General features: G+C 67.5%; 20 protein-coding genes and 1 pseudogene. All 21 read left to right on the top strand.

Translation table 11 applies throughout. The annotated features are described in order from the left end of the window. The first annotated feature begins 386 nt into the window (after window positions 1-386). Window positions 387-650, top strand: coding sequence for a hypothetical protein (locus OVA12_RS17050; protein WP_268139426.1), 264 nt, complete (start codon window positions 387-389; stop codon window positions 648-650). Then, window positions 647-1849, top strand: coding sequence for a phage portal protein (locus OVA12_RS17045; protein WP_268139424.1), 1203 nt, complete (start codon window positions 647-649; stop codon window positions 1847-1849). Before OVA12_RS17050 ends, OVA12_RS17045 begins: the two co-directional genes overlap by 4 nt. Then, window positions 1846-2670 carry a head maturation protease, ClpP-related gene (locus OVA12_RS17040; RefSeq protein WP_268133682.1) on the top strand — a complete coding sequence of 275 codons (825 nt, stop codon included), beginning with the start codon at window positions 1846-1848 and terminating at the stop codon, window positions 2668-2670. Before OVA12_RS17045 ends, OVA12_RS17040 begins: the two co-directional genes overlap by 4 nt. A 10-nt stretch (window positions 2671-2680) precedes the next feature. Next, a pseudogene (locus OVA12_RS24000) lies at window positions 2681-3969 on the top strand (phage major capsid protein). A 54-nt stretch (window positions 3970-4023) separates the two neighbouring features. Beyond that, window positions 4024-4284 (top strand): hypothetical protein, encoded by a 261-nt coding sequence (locus OVA12_RS17025; RefSeq protein ID WP_268133680.1) that lies wholly within the window; start codon window positions 4024-4026, stop codon window positions 4282-4284. Next, a complete protein-coding gene (locus OVA12_RS17020) occupies window positions 4284-4829 on the top strand; it encodes a hypothetical protein (RefSeq protein ID WP_268139422.1) in 546 nt (181 codons plus the stop codon). The genes OVA12_RS17025 and OVA12_RS17020 overlap by 1 nt, the downstream gene beginning before the upstream one ends. Then, window positions 4829-5158: a phage head completion protein gene (locus OVA12_RS17015; protein ID WP_268133678.1), complete on the top strand. Its 330-nt coding sequence runs from the start codon at window positions 4829-4831 to the stop codon at window positions 5156-5158. The genes OVA12_RS17020 and OVA12_RS17015 overlap by 1 nt, the downstream gene beginning before the upstream one ends. After that, complete coding sequence (gp17, locus tag OVA12_RS17010) at window positions 5155-6000, top strand: tail completion protein gp17 (protein WP_268139420.1); 846 nt, start codon at window positions 5155-5157, stop codon at window positions 5998-6000. The genes OVA12_RS17015 and gp17 overlap by 4 nt, the downstream gene beginning before the upstream one ends. A gap of 91 nt (window positions 6001-6091) precedes the next feature. Then, a complete protein-coding gene (locus tag OVA12_RS17005) occupies window positions 6092-6562 on the top strand; it encodes a phage tail tube protein (RefSeq protein WP_268133675.1) in 471 nt (156 codons plus the stop codon). A 76-nt stretch (window positions 6563-6638) separates the two neighbouring features. Further along, on the top strand, window positions 6639-7004 hold the full coding sequence (locus OVA12_RS17000; protein ID WP_268133674.1) for a GTA-gp10 family protein: 366 nt from the start codon (window positions 6639-6641) through the stop codon (window positions 7002-7004). Next, a complete protein-coding gene (locus tag OVA12_RS16995; RefSeq protein ID WP_268133673.1) occupies window positions 7001-7276 on the top strand; it encodes a hypothetical protein in 276 nt (91 codons plus the stop codon). Before OVA12_RS17000 ends, OVA12_RS16995 begins: the two co-directional genes overlap by 4 nt. Then, window positions 7273-11439 (top strand): tape measure protein, encoded by a 4167-nt coding sequence (locus tag OVA12_RS16990; protein WP_268139418.1) that lies wholly within the window; start codon window positions 7273-7275, stop codon window positions 11437-11439. Before OVA12_RS16995 ends, OVA12_RS16990 begins: the two co-directional genes overlap by 4 nt. Window positions 11440-11527: 88 nt before the next feature. Then, on the top strand, window positions 11528-12967 hold the full coding sequence (locus OVA12_RS16985) for a DUF4214 domain-containing protein (RefSeq protein ID WP_268139416.1): 1440 nt from the start codon (window positions 11528-11530) through the stop codon (window positions 12965-12967). Next, window positions 12964-13473, top strand: a complete 510-nt coding sequence (locus OVA12_RS16980) for a hypothetical protein (protein ID WP_268139414.1) — start codon at window positions 12964-12966, stop codon at window positions 13471-13473. The genes OVA12_RS16985 and OVA12_RS16980 overlap by 4 nt, the downstream gene beginning before the upstream one ends. A 29-nt stretch (window positions 13474-13502) precedes the next feature. Beyond that, a complete protein-coding gene (locus OVA12_RS16975; RefSeq protein WP_268139412.1) occupies window positions 13503-14510 on the top strand; it encodes a hypothetical protein in 1008 nt (335 codons plus the stop codon). 4 nt (window positions 14511-14514) lie between these two features. Continuing rightward, window positions 14515-15900 (top strand): hypothetical protein, encoded by a 1386-nt coding sequence (locus tag OVA12_RS16970; RefSeq protein ID WP_268139410.1) that lies wholly within the window; start codon window positions 14515-14517, stop codon window positions 15898-15900. Next, window positions 15884-16726 carry a hypothetical protein gene (locus OVA12_RS16965; protein WP_268139408.1) on the top strand — a complete coding sequence of 281 codons (843 nt, stop codon included), beginning with the start codon at window positions 15884-15886 and terminating at the stop codon, window positions 16724-16726. Before OVA12_RS16970 ends, OVA12_RS16965 begins: the two co-directional genes overlap by 17 nt. Then, window positions 16723-17211 (top strand): hypothetical protein, encoded by a 489-nt coding sequence (locus OVA12_RS16960; protein ID WP_268139406.1) that lies wholly within the window; start codon window positions 16723-16725, stop codon window positions 17209-17211. Before OVA12_RS16965 ends, OVA12_RS16960 begins: the two co-directional genes overlap by 4 nt. 11 nt (window positions 17212-17222) lie before the next feature. Continuing rightward, window positions 17223-17480: a spike base protein, RCAP_Rcc01079 family gene (locus tag OVA12_RS16955; protein ID WP_268133664.1), complete on the top strand. Its 258-nt coding sequence runs from the start codon at window positions 17223-17225 to the stop codon at window positions 17478-17480. A 5-nt stretch (window positions 17481-17485) separates the two neighbouring features. Beyond that, the gene (locus OVA12_RS16950) at window positions 17486-18799 is read left to right on the top strand and encodes a hypothetical protein (protein WP_268133663.1); all 1314 of its coding nucleotides are present in this window, start codon (window positions 17486-17488) and stop codon (window positions 18797-18799) included. Then, window positions 18796-19242 carry a hypothetical protein gene (locus OVA12_RS16945; RefSeq protein WP_268133662.1) on the top strand — a complete coding sequence of 149 codons (447 nt, stop codon included), beginning with the start codon at window positions 18796-18798 and terminating at the stop codon, window positions 19240-19242. Before OVA12_RS16950 ends, OVA12_RS16945 begins: the two co-directional genes overlap by 4 nt. The last annotated feature ends 24 nt before the right edge of the window (window positions 19243-19266 follow it).

The raw sequence follows: 19266 nt of genomic DNA, 5'->3' as shown, positions 1-19266 counted from the left end.
CGGCCTTCACGCTGACCTGGGTGCTCGACCCGACCAAGGACACCGACGGTTTGTCAGCAAGACGTGGTTCTGGACGCCGGGCGACACGCTGCGCGAGCGCTGGCGGCGGACAAAGCGCCCTATGAGGTCTGGGCGCGCGACGGGTTCATAGAGCCGGTGGACGGTGACCGCATCCGCTATGCCTGGGTGGCCGACGCGCTGCAGCGCATAGCGCGAGGGCGCGACCGCGCGAGGTTGCGGCGGATCAGTACAGGCTGGAGCGGCTCGCGAACACTGCTCGACGGCGGCCAGTCCCATCCCGTTCGTGATCCACCCGCAGGGTTCAACCGGCGGGTATTGGAGACCGACAAGGACCTGCCGGGGGCGAGCAGGAAATCTATCTCTGGATGCCGGACAGCATCAACAAAATGGAAGCGGCGGTCCTCGAGGGCCGCATCGTGATCGAGCGCAACCCGATGATGACGAGCTGCGCGGCACATACCGCCTACACCCAAAACCGGACCGGGCACCGGATGCTGGACAAGCAGAAAGCGACGGGGCGCATCGACGGCATGGTCACGCTGACCATGTCCATCGGTGTTGCCACGTGCCGCACGCGCGCAGCTCCGCCCCCCTCGGTCTATGAGACACGCGGGATATTGATGCTGTGAAGCGACTGCTTGACCTCTTTCGCCGGGACCCGGCGCCGCGTGCCGAGGGTGGCCTGTCGCTCACGTCGCCGGAGCTATATGCGCTGATCGTCGATGCGCTCGGCCAGCGGACAACACAGTCCGGGTTGACGGTGACGCCGAAGGTTGCGCTGCGCAATCCGGCTGTCCTGCGCAGCGTCAGCCTGATCTCGTTTGCGGTCGGGCAGCTGCCGCTGCATCTGATCCGCATGGCGGACAGGACCAAGGAGCGGGACCATCCGCTGTTCAAGATCCTGCACCGTCGGCCTAACCCGTGGCAAACATCGTTCGAGTTTCGGGCGTTGATGCAGCAACGGGCGCTGACGCAGGGCAGCGCCTATGCGCGGATCATCCGTTCGCGTGGCAATGTCGTGGCCCTCGTCCCGATTGCGTCGGTCATGCCGCGACAGCGCGATGACTGGCGGCTGGAGTATGTCGTCAGCAACCGCGATGGCTCGCGGATTGTGCTGCCGCAGAGCGAGGTTTTTCACGTGCGGTTCGGCCTGTCGGATGATGGGATCACCGGCCTCTCGCTGGTACAGCAAGCGGCCGAGGCCATCGCGCTTGCGATGCAGACTGAGCGCGCGGCGGCCAACCTGTTCCGTCGCGGCGTGATGGCAGGTCTGGTCCTCGAGACAAAGGGGCAGGTAACGCCAGAGGCATTCGAACGCCTAAAGGCGAGCCTTGATGAGCGCGAGGGCGCGGAGAATGCGCACCGCACGATCATCCTCGAGGAGGGGATGACGCTCAATGCCGCGCCGACCACGGGCCGTGATGCTCAGGCACTGGAGCAGCGGGCGCACCAGATCGAGGAGATCGGTCGCGTGTTCGGAGTGCCGAGACCGCTGCTCGGCATGGCCGATACGTCCTGGGGATCGGGCATCGCCGAGCTAGGGCAGATGTTCGTGCTCTACGGGCTCAATCCGTGGTTCGAGGCCTGGGAGCAGGCCGTTGCCCGCGATCTGCTGACGGATGCCGGGGCGGACGAGCTGGAGGCCAAGTTCAACGCGGGCGCGTTGCTGCGCGGAAACATGAAAGATCAAAGCGAGTTTTTCGCGCGCGGCCTCGGCTCCGGCGGGCATCACCCGTGGCTGGAAATCGACGAGGTGCGCGAATTCATGGACCTGCCGGAGGCGCGCAACCTGCCGCCGATGCCCGGCCAGAAGGAGACACGTCAATGAGCCTGCGCACCTTGCCAAGCGTGCAGATCGAGCGGCCCCTGGCCTATGTCGGCGAACCGGCATCCAAAGCGCTGGAACGGTGGACGCCGCTTGCGGCCGAGGGCGACGAGACGCCCACGATCTCGATTTATGACGTGATCGGTCAGGACTGGTGGACCGGCGAGGGCGTGACGGCCAAACGGATTGCGGGCGCGCTGCGGCAGATCGGCCCGGTCGACGTGACCGTGAACATCAACAGCCCCGGCGGCGACATGTTCGAGGGCGTCAGCATCTACAACCTGCTCGCCGAGCATCCGGCACGGGTGACCGTGCGGGTGATGGGGCTCGCGGCCTCTGCGGCCTCGATCATCGCCATGGCGGGTGACACGGTGCAAATGGGGCTCGGCTCGTTCCTGATGATCCACAACAGCTGGGGTTCAGTTGTCGGCGGTGAAGCAGATTTTGCCAGCGCTGCTGAGGCGTTCCGGGAGTTCGATAAGGCGATGGCCGGGATCTACGCCGCCCGCACGGGCCGTGACCAAGTCGAGATTCGCGCAATGATGAAGGAGACGACTTGGCTCTCTGCAGGGAGTGCCATCGAGCTGGCCTTTGCCGACGAGACATTCACCGCGCCGGACCTCAGTCCGACGACGGACACGCAGAAAGCCGCACGCTCGCGGCTCGACATGAAGCTTGCCAAGGCGGGGGTGCCGCGTTCCGAGCGGCGCGCCCTGATGCGGCAGGCCTTCCCCGGCACGCCTGGCGCTGCCGCTGAGACCATGCCCGGCGCTGGTCTGGACGTTGGCGCCGTACAGCGCCTGATTGCCACCCTGAAAAAGTGAGACAGAAAAGATGACTATTCATACCAGCGCCGCCGGACAGCGCGGCATCCTGTTCGCTCGCGCGCAGGGCAATGGCCCTGATGCGGTTCTGGCCCAGCTGGGTCAGGCGTTTGAGGAGTTCAAAAAGACGCACGCCGAGGAATTGGCTGGCATCAAGGCGCAGTATGCCGACGTGGTGACGGCCGAGAAGCTGGAGCGCATCAACGCTCAGGTCGGCGAGCTGCAAGCGGCGCTCGATCAGCAGGCGATCCGAGCGGCTGCCCGGGATCACGGGCCGGGCGCACCGGCGGTGATGACTGAGGCAGACCGGGCCTACGCGCAGACGTTTGATGCGTTTGTGCGAGGGCGCGTCGACGAGAATGCGGTCAAGGCGGCGATGCGCGTGCAGGGGGTTTCGGCGGCCTATTCGGTCGGCTCTGACTCGGACGGTGGCTACACCGCGCCGGTCGAGTGGGATCGGACGATCACTGACAAGCTGGTGCTGATCTCTCCCATGCGCCAGTTCGCTGCTGTGCAGACCGTCACCGGACGCGGCTTCAAACGGCTTTACAACATCGGCGGGACGTCCTCGGGCTGGGTGGGGAAACGGCTACCCGGCCTGAAACGAACAGCAGCCAGCTGGCAGAGTACGGTTTTGCGTTTGGCGAGATCTACGCTCAGCCGGCCGCGACCAACCAGATCCTCGAGGACAGCGAGATCAACATCGCGGCATGGCTTGCCAGCGAGGTTAACACCGAGTTTGCCCGGCAGGAGGGCGTCGCCTTCATCTCCGGCGACGGCGTCAACAAGCCGACCGGCTTGCTCAACTATGATGCTGCTGCGGAGGCGGCGCGTCCGGCGGCGCAGCGCCATCCACTCGGAGCGGTCGAGGAGATCAAGACCGGTGCGGCTGCGGCACTCACCTCCGATGGTCTGATCGACCTCACGACCAGCCTGCCGGCGGAGCGGCGTGCCGGTGCAGCCCTGTATGCCAACCGGCTGACGTATCGCGCGATCCGCAAGCTGAAGGACGGTGATGGCAACTATCTCTGGCAGCCGTCCTATCAGGCGGGTCAGCCGGCCACGCTCAACGGCGAGCCCGTGCGCGAGCTGTCCGGTCTGCCGAATGTCGCCGCCAATGCGATCCCGATTGTCTACGGCAATATGGCGGAGGCGTACCGGATTTTCGACCGGACCGGGGTCTCGGTGCTGCGCGATGCCTACACGCGTAAGCCATACGTGCTGTTCTACACGACCAGGCGCGTCGGCGGCGGGCTCTGGAATCCGGAGTGGATGCGCTATCACCGCGTGGCGGCCTGACGTTGATCCCGGCGGGCGCGGTGTGCGCCCGCCGCCTTTCCAAGGAGATGAGCGATGCCGATTGTGACGAAGCCGTTCGAGGGCGTCAGGGCCGGGGAAATCTATCCGGTGGTGATCGAGGCTGGCGGCGAATGCCCGCCCGAGCTGCTGGCAGCAGCCATTGCGCTTGGCTGTGTCGATGTAGCGGATGACCCGAATGCTGGTGGTGGGGATGACACGGATCAGAGCGAGCCGGACCAGGTCAGCGCTAACGACGCGCAGAACGACGAGGCTGCCGCGTCATCGCCCAAGCGGGCAGGCAAGACGGGTGTGTGATGCCGGCGGTCCGGATCGAGGCTCCTGCGGGGCCGGTCGTCAGCGTGGCCGAGTTGCGCGAGCATCTGCGGTATGAGCCAGGCGACAATGACGCAACGCTGGCGGCGCTCGAGGCGTCGGTTGTCTCCGAGCTTGAAGGGCCGGGCGGGGCGCTCGGCCGGGTGATCCTGCCGCAGCGCTGGCGGGAGGAGTTTGCCGAGGCTGGCCTGCAGCGTCTGGCGTTGCCTGACGTGACCGAGGTCAGCCTGCGCGTGATCGAAGGGGCAACCGCAACGCTGGTGGCTGGTCCTGCCTGGGGCCGTGACGCGCGCGGCGCCTGGGTCGATCTGCCGAGCCTTGCGGCGTATCAGCCCGGGGCGCTGTGGCGCGTCGACTATCTCTGTGCCCTGCCGGAGGAGCGGCTGCCGGCGGCGCGGTTGCTGGTCAAGTTGCGGGTGGGTGCGCTCGACATGCTGCGCGAGGGCGTTGTAGTGAGCGCGTCGCCGCTGGAAATGCCGGGCGGTGCGTCGGCGCTGATCCGCCAGCTGCGTTGGAGGAGCCTCTGATGCGCGCGGGGCAGATGGATCAGCGCGTGGTGATCAGTCGCCTCGACCGGGTGCCGGATGGGCTCGGCGGTGCGACCGAGGTGCCGGTGCAGATCAGCGCCTGTGCAGCCCATGTGGTTTTCGAGACCACGCGGGAGCGGCGCGAGGCGGGCCGGATCACCGATCCGGTGCGCGGCGAGGTGCGTGTGCGGCGCAGTGCCAGCACGCGGCAGGCGGCAGTCAATGACCGCGTCGTGATCGCGGGAGCGTCCTACCGCGTCATATCGGTGACGGATCGGGGACGGGCGGTTGCCGAAATTTCCCTCGGTGTGGAGCGTGTGACCACATGACCAAGTCGCAGATCAAGGGCGTTGGCCGGGTGCGGGCGGCGGTCAAGGGGATGCCGGGGCGGGTGCGGGTGGCGGTGGCGCGGGAGATCGAGGCCGGGGCGCAGGACGTGCTCGACACGATGCGCGGGCTGGTACCGGTGCGCACGGGTGATCTGGCGGCGGCGCTGAGTGCGCAGGTTGATGGCGACGGCTTACGGGCGCGGATCGGGCTGCTGTCGCGGACAGCCGCGCGTGAGCGGTTCTACTGGCAATTCATCGAGTTCGGGACCAAAGGCTCTGCGGAGCGCAACATCCCGCCGATGCCGGCGAGCCCGTTCATGGGGCTTGGCGCTGGATCTCAACGCGCCGGGCATCGCGGCACGGATCGGCCGGGCGACCGGCGGCGTGCTGTCCGCCGGGGCGGCGCTCAAATCGCGGACCAGAAAATGACAACCGAGGTCAATCGCTGGGTCTACCAGCGGCTCACGGCAGCGCTCTCCGCGGTGCCGCCGCTGCCGGCTGTGCCGGTGTACGATGTGGCGCGGCCCGGCCAGGCGCTGCCCTATGTGCAGATCAGCCGGGTGGTCGCGGCCAAACAAGACCGGCTGACGGATCTCAAACGGCGCTGGCTGGTGACGCTGTCGGTCTGGTCGGCCTACAGCGGACAGGCCGAGTGCCTGCGCATCATGGGCCGCATCCGTGGCGGGCTGCACCGGCGGCGCGGCGACCTCACCGACGACAGCGGTAACGTCTCGGGCCGGGTGGTGCTGTGCACGGTACTGACCGAGGCGACGAGCCCGGAGCCGGATGGGCTGACCTTCATGGGGCAGATGAGCCTCGAAATCCTGACCGAGCAACTCTGACATACGCGGCGCCTGCCGCCGATCAATCCTCCAGATGGAGGTTTCTGCCGCCCGCGAGGCGGCTTTTTCGTGTCCACAGGAGACAACGACAATGGCAGTACAGACTGGCGCAGGGGCGCGCATTTCCATCGGCCCGACCACGGCCGCGACCACACCGACCGCGTACGCGGCGCTGACGCCCTGGACCGAGATCGGCGAGGTCGAGGATATCGGCGAGTTCGGCGACAATGTCGGCCTTGCCAATTTCACGGCGCTGAACAATCGGCGCGTCCGCAAGTTCAAGACGAGTTTTGATGCGGGCGATCTGCAGCTGACGCTGGGGCGTGATCCTGCGGATGCTGGCCAGGTGGCGCTGGCTGCAGCGGTTGCGGCTGATGCCGACTACGCGATCCGGATCGAGCTGGACGACAAGCCGACTCCGACCGGGAAAAACACCATTTTCTATTTTCACGCGGCGGTGACGAAACTGACGACGCAGGTCGGCAATGCCGACGCCATCGTCAAGGGCTCGGTCACCATGGCCATCAACACGACGGTTCTGATCGTCCCGGCTGCCGCCTGACGGTCGGCAGCCAACTGGCCGGCGGCGAGTGTGCCGCCGGTCCTTTTCCTTGAGCCACATAACAGGAGCAAATCCAATGACCGACCGTCTCAGTTCGGGCGAGGTGACCATCACGCTCGGTGGGCGCGAGCGCGTGCTGCGCCCGACGCTCGATGCAGCGCGGAAGATCAATTCCAAGTTCGGCGGCTTTACCCAGGTCTACCAGCAGTTCGTGCAACAGGACTTCGCGGCGCTGACCTATGTCCTGGCGGCCGGGCTCAACGCAAAGCGGCTGCAGGAGACGATTGACGAGATCGAGCCGCAGGTGTTCGCCGGTGGTCTGTTCACCGGGTATGGCGAGGCCGCCATCAAGTTCTTGCGCAACCTGACCGCAGGCGGGCGCGATGCGGATGCGGCTGCCGAAACCGACGCGCCGGATGACGGAGACGCAGACCCGGAGTGAGGGCGGCCGCCGTCTCCGAGTATCTGGACCGGTTGTTCGACCTCGGCACCGGGCACCTCGGCTGGACGGCGGCTCAAACGCTCGACACCAATCTCGACCACATCCGCCGGGCTGCTGACGCCCGGCATGAGCTGATCTCGTCGGTGCTGCGCGCGGTGTTCCCGCCAGCGCCGACGCCGCCCGGCGGCGACGGGGTGGCTGGCAAGCTCATGCGGTTTGCCAGCTCGCATAACGGCATGATCGCGGCGCGGGCCGCATCGGAGACGACATGACCGGTGATTCTGATCGTTCGATGGAAGTTGTGCTCGCGGCGGATATTGCCGGGTTTGAGCGCGAGCTGCGCCGGGCGGATGCCGAGATTAGCGCGTTCTCGCGAAAGGCGGAGCGTGGGCTTGCCCAGGTCGACCGGGCAACGGGCGATTTCAATCGCTCGTCGGCCCAGTCGGCCCGGGTCTGGGCTGCGAACATGCGCGCGATGCAGCAGCAGCAGCAGGCGCTGGCGGGGCTGAAGGGAGCGTTTCTCGGCGTCTCTGCGGCGATGGCGGCGCTCGGCTCGACGCAACTGATCAACGGGGTCGTGCAGACCTCGGCGTCGTTTGAAAAACTGCGGGCCTCGCTCAAGACTGTGACCGGATCGGCGGCGGCCGGCGGGGCGGCATTTGAGGAGATCAAGCGATTTGCCGGGACGACGCCGTTCTCGGTTGCGCAGGCGACCGAGGCGTTCATCAAGCTGAAGGCTCTCGGGCTCGATCCGTCGATGGTGGCGATGGAGAGCTACGGCAACACGGCCTCGGCCATGGGCAAGGACCTTATGCAGTGGGTCGAGGCCATTGCGGATGCCACAACTGGTGAGTTCGAGCGGCTCAAGGAATTTGGCGTCAAGGCCAGCAAGTCTGGCGATGATGTTGCGTTTACGTTCCAGGGCGTCACGACGACGGTGCGCAACAGCGCCGACGAGGTCGAGCGCTATCTGCGGCGAATCGGTACGGATACGTTTGCCGGGGCCATGCGCGAGCAGATGCAGGGGCTCAACGGGGCGCTGTCTGCGCTCGATGACCAGATCCAGCTGACGGCGGATGCCATCGGGCGGGGTGGGTTGTCGGACGCGATTTCGCGGCTTGCGAATGATGCGGCGTCGGCGCTCGAGGAGAGCCGGGCGTCGTTTGAGGGGTTTGGCGGAGCGCTGGGATCGGCGCTCGAGGGCGCGGCGGGTGCGATGGTGCCGCTTGCCCGCAATGCGGATATGGCCGCAATCGCGCTGGCTGCGGTGTTCGCCGGGCGGACCATCGGCGCGGTGACGGACTATGTCCAGGGCACGATGCAGGCGGTCGCGGCGTCGCGGGCCAATGCTGCGGCGGCGCTCGAGGATGCGCGGGCGCAGGGCGTCAATGCGGTGGCAACGCTGAGGGCGGCGCAGGCGCGGCGAGACCTTGCGGTCGCAAACGGGGCGGCGGCGGGTACGCTCGCCCGGCTGAACAGGGATGTGGGCACCGCCGAGCGCGCGGTCGACGGGGCGACGGCCAGCATGGCGCGCTGGTCGGACGAGCTGGCGCAGAGCACGGTGCGGGCGCGGGCGGCTAATGCGACGATGTCGGCGCTGCGCGGCACGCTGGCGTTTTTTGGCGGACCGATCGGTCTCGGCATTACCGCCATCACGGCTGGGGTGGCGATCTGGGCGACGCGGACGAGCGAGACCGAAACCGCGACGCAGAGCCTCGAGGCGGCGGTGCGCCGGCTGCGGGAGGCCTATGGCCAGACCGGTGCCGAGGTCGAAAAACTGTCGCAGGCCTCGCGCGACATGGCGGCATTCGAGGTCGGTGAGGCTCTCAAGGAACAGCGCAGCCAGCTGGAGTCGGCACGCGCGGAGCTGAATGCGGCGCTCGATGTCTGGCGCACGGCAATGGGCCGCCGGGCGGACCGGCGGGTGCAGCTCGGGATCGACGATCCGCTCAACGAATTTCTTAAACAGGGCGGCGCGCTGCGTCAGCTCGCCGATGATTTTGACCAGGGCCGGATCGGGATTGACCAGTTCCGCGACGCACTGGCGCGGCTCGGCTCGGAGAACAGCGGCAATGCGGCGCTGGTCGCGCTGGTCGAGCAGGCGCTGCGCACGACGACGCAGGTTGCCGATCTGGAGCGCAGTGTCCGCGATGGCGAGGCGGCGCTCAATTTGGTGCAGGGCGCGGCGGGCGGCGCTGGCGGGGCCATTGCCGGGGCGGGCAATGCGGCGGCGGGTGCGGCGGGGCAGTTCGCCGGGGCGGCTGCGGCGGTTGACGCCTATGCAGCCTCGATGCGGGCGCTGTCGGCGGCGCTGCCCGGGATGCAGGCGGCCATTGGTGCGCAGGAAAAGCTGGCGAAGGCGCGCGAAGAGCTGAACAAGGGGCTTGAGGCGGCGGCGTTCATGCCGGACGCGCTCGGTGCCAGCCAGGCCTTGATGGATCGCTTCGAAGAGCAGAAGCGCGAGATTACCGGCGTGGCCGGGGCCTATCGCGAACTCGCCGGGATCGAGAAAGACACACTGATCGACAAGATGCTTACCAAGGAGCGGGCGGCGGCGCAGATCCGGCGGCAGTTCGAGGAGCGGGCGGAAGGCATCCGGGCGCTGGTTAAATCGGGCGCACAACAGGCCGAGATTGACGATCTGCTGGCGAAGAACAGCCGGGCGCTGGAAAAGGCGCTCGGCAACAGTGCGGCAGCGTTCGAAGACAAGGGCCGCAAGGCGGGCGGAGCGGGGAAAAAGGTCAAGGACGCGGTCAAGTCGGTTGACGACTATCGGCGGCTTGTGGAGCGCACGGCGCAGCAGGAGATGCCCTGGCTGCGCGCGGCGGAAGAGGCGCAGGAGCTGCGCGAGGCGTTGGCAGCGCTGATTGCCACGGGCGAGGATCTGCCGCCCGAATATGTGATCGCCGTGCGGGCGCGGATCGACGAGCTGGAACAGGGCGGTGTGCTCTCAGGGCTTGGCGCTGACATGGGCCGGGATTTCGGCGACGCGTTTTCGTCCGGGTTCGGGGATGTGTTCCGCGACCTGATGGAGGGCGGGTTCGACTCCTTCGACGAGTTGCTCGACAAGGTGACGAGCAAGTTTGCCGATATCGGTTATCAGAACATCGACCGGCTGTTCTCGGGCGAGGCGTTCAAGGATATGGGCTCGGCGCTGAAGGGCTCGCCGGGGGCGGCGCTGACCGATGCCGTCGAGGCCGGGGCGATGCGTGGCACGCGCACGGGCGCGGCGACGGGTATTTTCGGGGCGCTGGCGCAGGGCGGGGCTGGCGGGCTGATGTCGGCTGGTGGCCAGGCGCTTGGCGGGGCGCTTGGCGCGTTCAGCATGGGCTATCAGTCCGGCTCGCCGCTCATGGGCGGGCTGGGCGGTGCGCTGTCCGGGCTGTCTGCAGGTCTTGCCTTCGGGCCGGTGGGCGGGGCGATTGGTGCGCTGGTCGGCGGCGGGCTTGGGCTGTTCGGCGGCATTCTCGGCGGCAATGCGCAGGCCAAGCAAAAACGGCTGCAGGCGCAGCGCGAGCTGGCGACGTCGATGGGCGCCATCAACCAGTTCAAGCAGATGAGCGCTGGCCGGGGTATCGGCGAGTTCCGCGACGGGCATACGGAATACACGGACCAGTCGGTCAAGTACCAGATCATGGCGCGCGATGCGGGCAACAAGGGGCTGCAGCGCGAGCTGGAGCAGCTGCACAGCCAGTATTTCGCGCTGCTGGAAAAGACGTTCCGCAAGGAGCGCGATGTTGCGCTCGGCAATCTCAACCTGGGCTTCGGGTTTGATACCGCGTTCTTCGATGCCGTCGACAACATGGAGCAGGCGCGCGACCAGCTGACCGGCTGGGTCGACGATGCACGCTACATGTTCGACCGGCTGCGGGACTATGGCAACGATCTCGATCCGGATGCGGTCAACACCTACATCTCCGAAATGGAGCATGCGGCGCAGCGCTACGCGATCTCGCTGGTGACCGGCGTCGAGCCGATGAGCGATGTCGCCGAGCGGATCAACGAGATCAAGGGCTCGGCGGTCGGCCTCGAGGAGACACTGATCAGGCTGGCGATGTCGGCGGACGAGGCCGCGGCCTCGGTGGACCATGCGGTCAAAACGGCGATGGACAAGCTCCGCGGCGAGTTCGCTGACGAGATCCGGCGCTCGATCAATGACCTCACCGACCAAGGCTACATCAACCAGCTCAATGATGCGGTCAAGACGCTCGGCGAGCGGCTGGCGGATACAAAGCTTCTCGGCCTCGACAGCGCGCTTGCGCTCGAGGAGTTCGACGCGGCCATCGCCTCGATCACCAAGGGGGCGGCGGACAGCCTGCCGAAGCGGCGGAGCGGGCCGAGGTCTATCGCAATGCGCTCAAGGCCGTCTCCTCGGCGAGCGGCGAGGCGGCCGGAGTTGTGGACGGGCTGCTCAAACGCGCTCTGGAAAGCCTGACGGAAGCGGCGGCAGAGGCCGCGACGCAACTGGGCGAGGGCGCGCGCGGGCTCTATGCTTAAGCATCCGGGGCAGCATCTCCGGCGCCATGGGGATCGGCTATTACAGCGAGATCGAGGAGGCGCTGACGCTCTATAACGAGCGGCTGAAAACGGCGGCGGATCTGGGGTTTGAGGCGACCGGGGCGCTGCGGGCGCTGGAGCTGTCGCTCGGCCAGATCTCGGCGACCTCGGGTCTCACGGAAGCGCAGCTCGAGGCGCTGGCCGAGGTGTTCCCGGCGGTTTCCGACACGCTGCGCGGGCTGATAGGGGCGGGTGGGTCGAACCAGGTGGCGGATGCGCGCTCGGCGGCGGATCAGGCGCGGGCGGCGCTGCGGGCGGCGTATGAGGCCGAGCGCTCGGAGCTGGAACAGACGATTGCGACGCTGGGCGGTTTTGCCGAGCAGATCAAGGCGTTCCGGACGCAGTTGCGGCTGGACGCGCAGCTCTCGCCGCTGTCGCCCTTGGAAAAACTGCAGGCGGCGGCAGCGGCCTATCAGGACACGCTGGCCAAGGTCGGGCAGGGCGACAAGGATGCGCTCGGCAGGCTGGAGCAGGTCAGCCGCGATTACCTCAACGAGGCGCGAGCTTACTATGGCTCGACCGAGGCTTACACCACAATCTGGCAATCGGTTGACCAGCAACTGGCAGCGGCGCTGGCGAGTGCGGAAACGCAGGTCTCGGCGGCAGAGCAGCAGCTTGCGACCCTGAAGACGCAGGTTGGCGCGCTGATCGACATCAATGACAGCGTGCTATCGGTCGGCGCGGCGATCACCGGGCTCAATGCGGCGATGGCGGCGCTGGCGAGTGCCGAGGGTGCGCAGGCGGCGGCGATCCGCGAGCTGGCGGCGATGCAGGCCGCCCAGAACACGGCCACGATCCAGGCGCTGTATCAATCCCTGCTCGGGCGGCAGGCGGATGCGGGCGGGCTGGTAGGCTGGCAGCAGCATCTTGCCGGGGGCGGCTCGATCAAGGACGTGGCGTCGGGCATCGCCAACTCGCGCGAGGCGGCGATCCGCAATCTCTATCTGTCGGTGCTGGGGCGCGAGCCGGACGCTGCGGGCCTTGCGGGCTGGCTCGATTACCTCGGCAAAGGGGGCGATATGGCCGGTGTGCAGGCGGGTATCGTCAACTCGCCGGAAGCGGCGCGGTTGCGGTTGCCGGGCATGGCGGCGGGCGGGCTGGTCAGTGGCGGGGTTGCCGGTGTTGACAGCGTGCCGCGCATGCTGATGCCGGGCGAGTTCGTGATGCCGGTGCTGGCGACGCGCAACTATGCCAGCGAGCTGGCGCAGATGCGGGCCGGGACATTCCAGGCCAATGACAACTCGGGCGCGGTGGCGGCCGAGATCCGTGGGCTGCGGCAGGACGTGGACCGGCTGGCCGGGGTCGTGGCGGCCGGGGCCAAGGCCAATGTTGACGCAACGCTCGAAACCACGCGAGCGGTGCAGGATCAGCGGCGGCTGGCCGGCATGGGCAGGGCGGCTCGATGAGCGAGTATCTGATCACGCTGGACGCCTGGTCTGATGCCGGGTCGGGTGGCTCTGTTGTCACCCGCTATCTGTCGACGCATGGCCGGGCGAGCGGTCCTGCCGAGGTGCCGGCCAACACGCTCTATGAGCCACGGATCTCCGATCCCGGCTTTATCGAGGCGAGCCTGTTCGGGGCGGGGCGGACGTTCGGCGCGGGGTCGGTGACGGCGGGCGAGGTGGTGCTCTCCAATGCGGACGGCGCGTTGGACGGCTGGCTTGATGACGGATTTGACGGGCGCGCGATCCGGATCGACCGGATTGCCGATCCGCGTCTCGGGCTCGCAGCGGCGGAGCGGCTGTTTACCGGCACGATGGAGGCGGTGGACGCGACCAGCGATGCGCTCACCAGCCTGCGGCTGCGGCTCTATGACCGGCGGCTCGATCTCGACCAGCCGATCCAGAGCGCGCGCTACGGCGGCACGACGGCGGCGGCGGGGGCAAGCGCGGACGGGGGGCGGATCTGGTAGGCAAGGTCAGGCCGCTGGTGTTCGGGCGGGTGTTCAAGGTGCCGGCGGTCTCGGTCAACCCGCATAATCTCATCTATCAGGTGCATGACGGGGCGGTGGGCGCGATCAGCGTTTTTGACGCGGGCGTGCCGCTCACCGATGACGGCGACGTGGCAAGCCTCGCCGCGCTGGCGGCAGCGGTGATCCCTGGCGGGCGCTATCGCACGTGCCGGGCGCTCGGCCTGTTCCGGCTGGGGGCTGCGCCGTATCGCACGGTGACGGCGGATGTGGTGGAGGGCGCGGCGCTGGCGGATCGGTCGGCGGCGCGCGTGGTCGAGCGGATGCTCATCCGCATGGGGCTCGGCGCGTCGGTCGACGCGGTGTCGGTCGCGGCGCTGGCGGCGGCAGCTCCGGGCGAGGCCGGGATTTTCATTGGCGACGAGCGGTCGGGACTGGCGGCGATGCAGGACGTGCTGGCGAGCGTCGGCGGGTGGCTGCTGACCGCGCCGACCGGGGCAATCGAGGTCGGGCGGCTGGCGGCGCCCGGTGTGCCAGTGATGCAGATCGGTGAGGGGCAGATCGAGGCGCGATCGCTGCGACTGTTGCGCGTCAGCGATCCGGGCGAGGGGCTGCCAGCGTGGCGGGTGGTGCTGCGGCACCGGCGGCACTGGCATCAGTACCAGGCGGGCGATGTCGCCGAAATGCTGTCGCAGGAGCTGCGGGCAGATCTCGCGCGCGATGCGCTGGACGTGATTGCCGAGGCGCCTGCGGTGCGCAGCCGGCATCCTCTGGCGCCGGAGCTGACATTTGACACGCTGCTGACGGACGTGGGGGCTGCTGCCGCCGAGGCGGCGCGGCGGCTGGCGCTCTACAGCGTCCGGCGTGATCTGGTCGCGCTGGATGTCTTAAGCGGAGATGGTAAGCGCGGCGCGGCTGGGGGTGAGCGTCCGGCTCGTCCTGTCACGGCTCGGCTATCAGGCCGGGCGCGACATGGTTGTGATCGGCCGGCGCGCGAGCAATGGCGCGACGGGCTCGTGACGCTGACGCTGTGGGGCTGACGACATGCCGGACATCACCATAACGAGCCTGACGGCAGCCGGCGGGGCGCAGCAAATCACGCTGGCGGTGGCGGTCAGTGACGGCAACGTGCTGCCCTATCTGCAACTGGCGGCCGTCGAGATCTGGGCGGCGAGCGTCAATGACCGGGCGAGCGCGGCGAAAGCCGGCGAGGGGCCGGCGGGGCAGCTGACGCATACGGGCCTGCCGACCTCGGCAACGCGGTTTTACTGGGCGCGGGCGCGCGACCGCAGCGGCAATCTCGGGCCGTGGTTTCCGGCCTCGGCGACGGCGGGGGTGAGTGCGGCGACAACCTCGACCGCGCTGGCGCCCGGATCTGTCGGCAATACCGAGCTGGCCAATGGCGCGGTGACCGGGGTCAAGATCGCGGCCTACTCGGTGACGGCGGACAAGATGAGTGTGTCGAGCCTGTCGGCGCTGACGGCCAATCTCGGTACGGTCACGGCGGGCTCGCTGACCGGCGTCACGATCACGGGGGCCACGGTGCAGACCGCGACGAGCGGGCGGCGCGTGACCATGTCGGCGAGCGACAATTATCTGCGGGTGATCAGCGCGTCCGGCTCGCAGGTGGCGGCCATCGGCGAGACCTATTCGGGCGATGTGGTCATGTCTGTCGCGCGCGAATCCGGCACGCCAGCGGTGCGGCTCCAGAACAGCTCCTCCGGCGGGGCGTTGCAGCTGACCGGATTTGCGGACATTTCGTCCAGCTACGCATTCCAGCCGGCGCTGATCGTGACCGGGTCCAGCGGCTCGGGCAACAATCACGGCATTCGTGGCCGGGCGAGCGGCGGCGGGTCGGGGTTGATCGGCGTGCCGGCGGCATCGGGCGGGTTTGCGGTTTACGGCGAGGTGGGGTCCATCGCACCGTTTACCGGGTCGCATGACGGTTTCCTCGAGCGCGCGTCGGCGGGCGGACCGGGTGACATCGTCATCGACACGGGTCGCATCCTGATGCGCAGCGGCCTTGACGATGCTGTCGGCGTCAATGCGCTGGCCGATACGGTGGCCGATCCACGTGTTTATGGCGTGATCAGCCGTCGCGTACCGTTTGAGGCGGGGGCCATGATGGCCGCATTCCCGCAGCAGGCGGCGGCGCTGCGCGACTATTGCGCGGAGCGGTTTGACCGGCTGGTGATCAACTCGCTTGGCGAGGGGCTGATCAATGTCTGCGGCCGGGGCGGGGATATCGCGGCGGGTGATCTCCTCTGCGCGTCGAGCCTGCCCGGTGCCGAGCCAGCGGCAGGGCGATGGCGTGATGCGGGCCTTTACCGTCGCCAAGGCGCGCGAGGCGGCGACGTTTTCCAATCCGGACGAGGTGCGGCGGATCGCTTGCACATACCACTGCGGGTGACAAATGATCCTGACCTATGATCCCTGGTCGGACGGCGCGACGCTGTCCGGCGGCTCCTGGGCGGCCGCGTTGCCGCTTGCCAACCTGCAGCGGCTGCCGCTGGCGGCGGTGGCGCGCAGCACGTCGGCGGCCGAGGCGGCAACGCAGATGACCGTCGATCTCGGGCGCCCGCGCAAACTCTCGGCGTGGCTGCTCGGCCCGACCAATCTGACGGCGGCCTATCGATACCGGCTGCGCGGCTATGCCGGGGCGCTCACCGACGAGGTGTTTGACAGCGGCTGGCTGCAGCCGATGGCGGCGGACCGGGCGGGGCTCGGCTGGGATGCGCCGCGTTATTGGTCCGGGCTGACGGATGGCTCGGCGCTGCCGCCGCTGTGGCTGGTGCATGTGTTTGCCGCGCGGGTCAATGCTCGCAGCTGGCGGCTGGAGCTGTCGGACGTGGTCAACCCGGCGGGCTATGTCGAGGCCGGGCGGCTGTTCCTCGGACGGTCCTGGCGTCCGTCGACCGGGGTCGCGGTGCAGGGCAATGGCCATGAGGTCGAGGATGCCACGTGGCGCTCGCCGCTGCTCGGCGGTGGGCAGCATGTGCGGGCGCGGCGCGGCGCGCGGATCTGCCGTTTCGGCTTTGATCATCTGCCCGATGATGAGGCGTTCGGCGACGTGCTCGATGTGATGGCGCGGGCGGGCTATGCCGGCGAGGTGCATGTGATCTCCGATCCGGCTGACGGGCCGGTGCGCATGCAACGTCGGGCGATCCTTGGCCGCATCACGCGCATGGACGCGCTGACGCTGGCGCACTGGCGCCGCGCGGCGACCGGGTTTGAGATAACGGAGATCCTGGCATGACGACACCTGCAGCCGTGGCGGGCGCGCTGACGCGCCTCGCGCAGTACAATTCCGGCGACTATGAGCCGGCGAGCAACCCGCGCGGCTTCGATGACGGCGGGCATGTGATCAATTTCCCGGCTGCGCTCGCCGACATGGTGACCGTCAGCAACTGGATTGCCGGCACGTTTGCGCCGGTGGCCGTGACAGAGGGGCCGGCGGTGACGCTGGACTTATCCTCGGGTCTCAACTTCGCGCTTACACTGACAGGGTCGCGGGCGGTGATGGACCCCACCGGGGCGGCGCTTGGCCAGTCCGGCCTGTTGATCCTGACGCAGGGCGGGGCCGGGGGGCATCAGCTGAGCTGGTCCGGCGCGTGGCGGTTTGCCGGCGGCGCGCCGATCCTGTCGCCTGCGGCCGGGGCCATCGACACCGTGTCGTTTTTCGTCGTCTCGACCGCGCCGCTGGTCATCCTGGCGGCCACCACATTCGATTTTCGCACCTGAGGAGCTGACCGATGAGTGATCCGTTTGAAAGCTATTCCCTGGCGCCGGACAGCCCGGCGACCAATGCGGCGGCGGTGGTGCCGCATGACGCAAACGCGCTGGCTGTGCCGTCGCGCGCGCTGTGGGTTGGGTCGGCTGGCGACCTGGTGGTGACGATGCTGGGCGGCCAGACGGTGACGCTGGCCGGGGCCAGCGGGTTGCTGCCGATCCGGGTGCGGCAGGTGCGTGCGACCGGCACCACGGCTGCGGCCATCGTGGCACTGTGGTGAGCGGCATGGGTGCGATCAAACTGGGGCTCGGGCCGCTGGCGGTGACGCGGCAGGCGCCTGCCTGGATGGGTCCGTTTCAGCTGGCGCTGGATTTCCGGGCCGGGCGCTATCAGCTCAACCGGCAACAAGTTGGGTTGTCGCGGATTGACAGCCTGTATCACTCGCGTGCGTCTGCGCGTCGTGCTGAGGACAGCGCCGGGGTATCCCGTGAGTTCGCTAACGGCGTGATGGCCGTGACTGATCGCGGTTACGACAGCCGGGAAGGCTGGACGAACCTGATCCCTAACCCACTCGGGACAGGCGCTGTTGTCGGCGTTGTTGGTTCGGGCGGTGCGTTGCCGACCGGCTGGTATGTAAACACGTCGCACGGGATGACGACGCAGATTGTCGGCGTCTCCACCGTCAACGGGCTGCCGGTCATCCGGTTTCGAGTTTCGGGCACGTCGAACGGGGGCTTTTATGAGCTGAATTTACAGCCCGGAGCCGCATCTTCGCCTGCGATCCTGCCAAGCGCGGCGTACAACGTGTCCGGCTACATGGGTGTGGTGGCTGGAGCGTTCCCGGCTTCCGGCGAGTTCGGGTTCACGCAACGCAGGGCCGACCAAGCTCAGGCCGTGTCTGTTACATTGGCCAACACAGTCACGCTCAATGCGACGCCAGTTCTGACTCGGTTCAATGTCAATCTAACCAGCGCAGCCGATGCGGCATTCGGGCGGATGAGAATTACCATGTCGCCCTCAAATGGGGCGGCGGTCGATGTGACATTCGATATCGCCGCGCCGCAGCTAACCCAGACGGCATATCTGATGCCCTTCGGGTCTGGCACAGTCGCGCCGGACAGTATTGTCGTCCCAGCTGCGGATGCGGGGCTGGCTGTTAATCCGCCGCTTACGGTGGTTTGGCGCGGCGTTCCGCTGTCTTCTGCGCCATCGTTCGCAACGCTGCTTGAAATTCGTGCGGCAGCCAACAGGCGTGTCTCAATGTTCTTGAGGGCGAATGGCACATTGGGGATAGGTGTTCTTGAGGGGGGTGGAAACAACACAATTACAAACACGGGGAGTGTCTGGGCAGGCACAGAGACAACCGTTGTTTCGACAATTCGCCCCGACGGCACGACTTGGACGAAAGTGGGTTCTGACGCACATGTGACAAGATCAGGCGTCGTCGTGCCGCTGCCGGGGGCCAGCCAGTTTGCTCTCGGGAGCGACACAGCTAGGACGACACAGTGCAATTCACAAATCCGCATCGCCGCAGTCGGGGCCTTTGCCCTGTCCGACGCTGAAGCGCTCAACCTCTTTATCGCGGTGGCCGCGTCATGATCACGATTGACCACATCCTGCATTACTCCGGCCCGGACGCGGTGGACCTTGCCGCGCTCGGGCTCGTTAACGAGGGTCAGCCGGTCACTCTGGCTGACCTGTCCATCCGTCCGCAGTCTGGAACGTTTGACGGCGCACAGATCACGGCTGTTCGTGTCACGGTCTACGCTCAAGATGCGACGTTTGACGACGAGGGCTACGAGCTGACGCCTCAAATCATTGTCCCCGGCGTCTGGCTGGCGGTGCGTGCGGATCATCTGTTGACCGGCCTGCCGGAACTGGTGGCCGCTGCGGATGCGGATCTTGCCCGGCAGGGGCTGCCTTATGTCGTCTACCTCAATCCGAGCTATCCGCTCGACAGCCTGCGCAAGCGGGTGTTCCCCCAGTGGATGGGGGATGACTACGATTTGCGGACGCTGACCGAGGTGGACATCGTCGCCTGATTATCCCGCACACAATGTGACCTT

Origin of the sequence: Pannonibacter sp. SL95 (assembly GCF_026672425.1) — a bacterium.
Classification (GTDB): Bacteria; Pseudomonadota; Alphaproteobacteria; order Rhizobiales; family Stappiaceae; genus Pannonibacter.
This window is presented reverse-complemented; position numbering and strand designations above follow the sequence as displayed.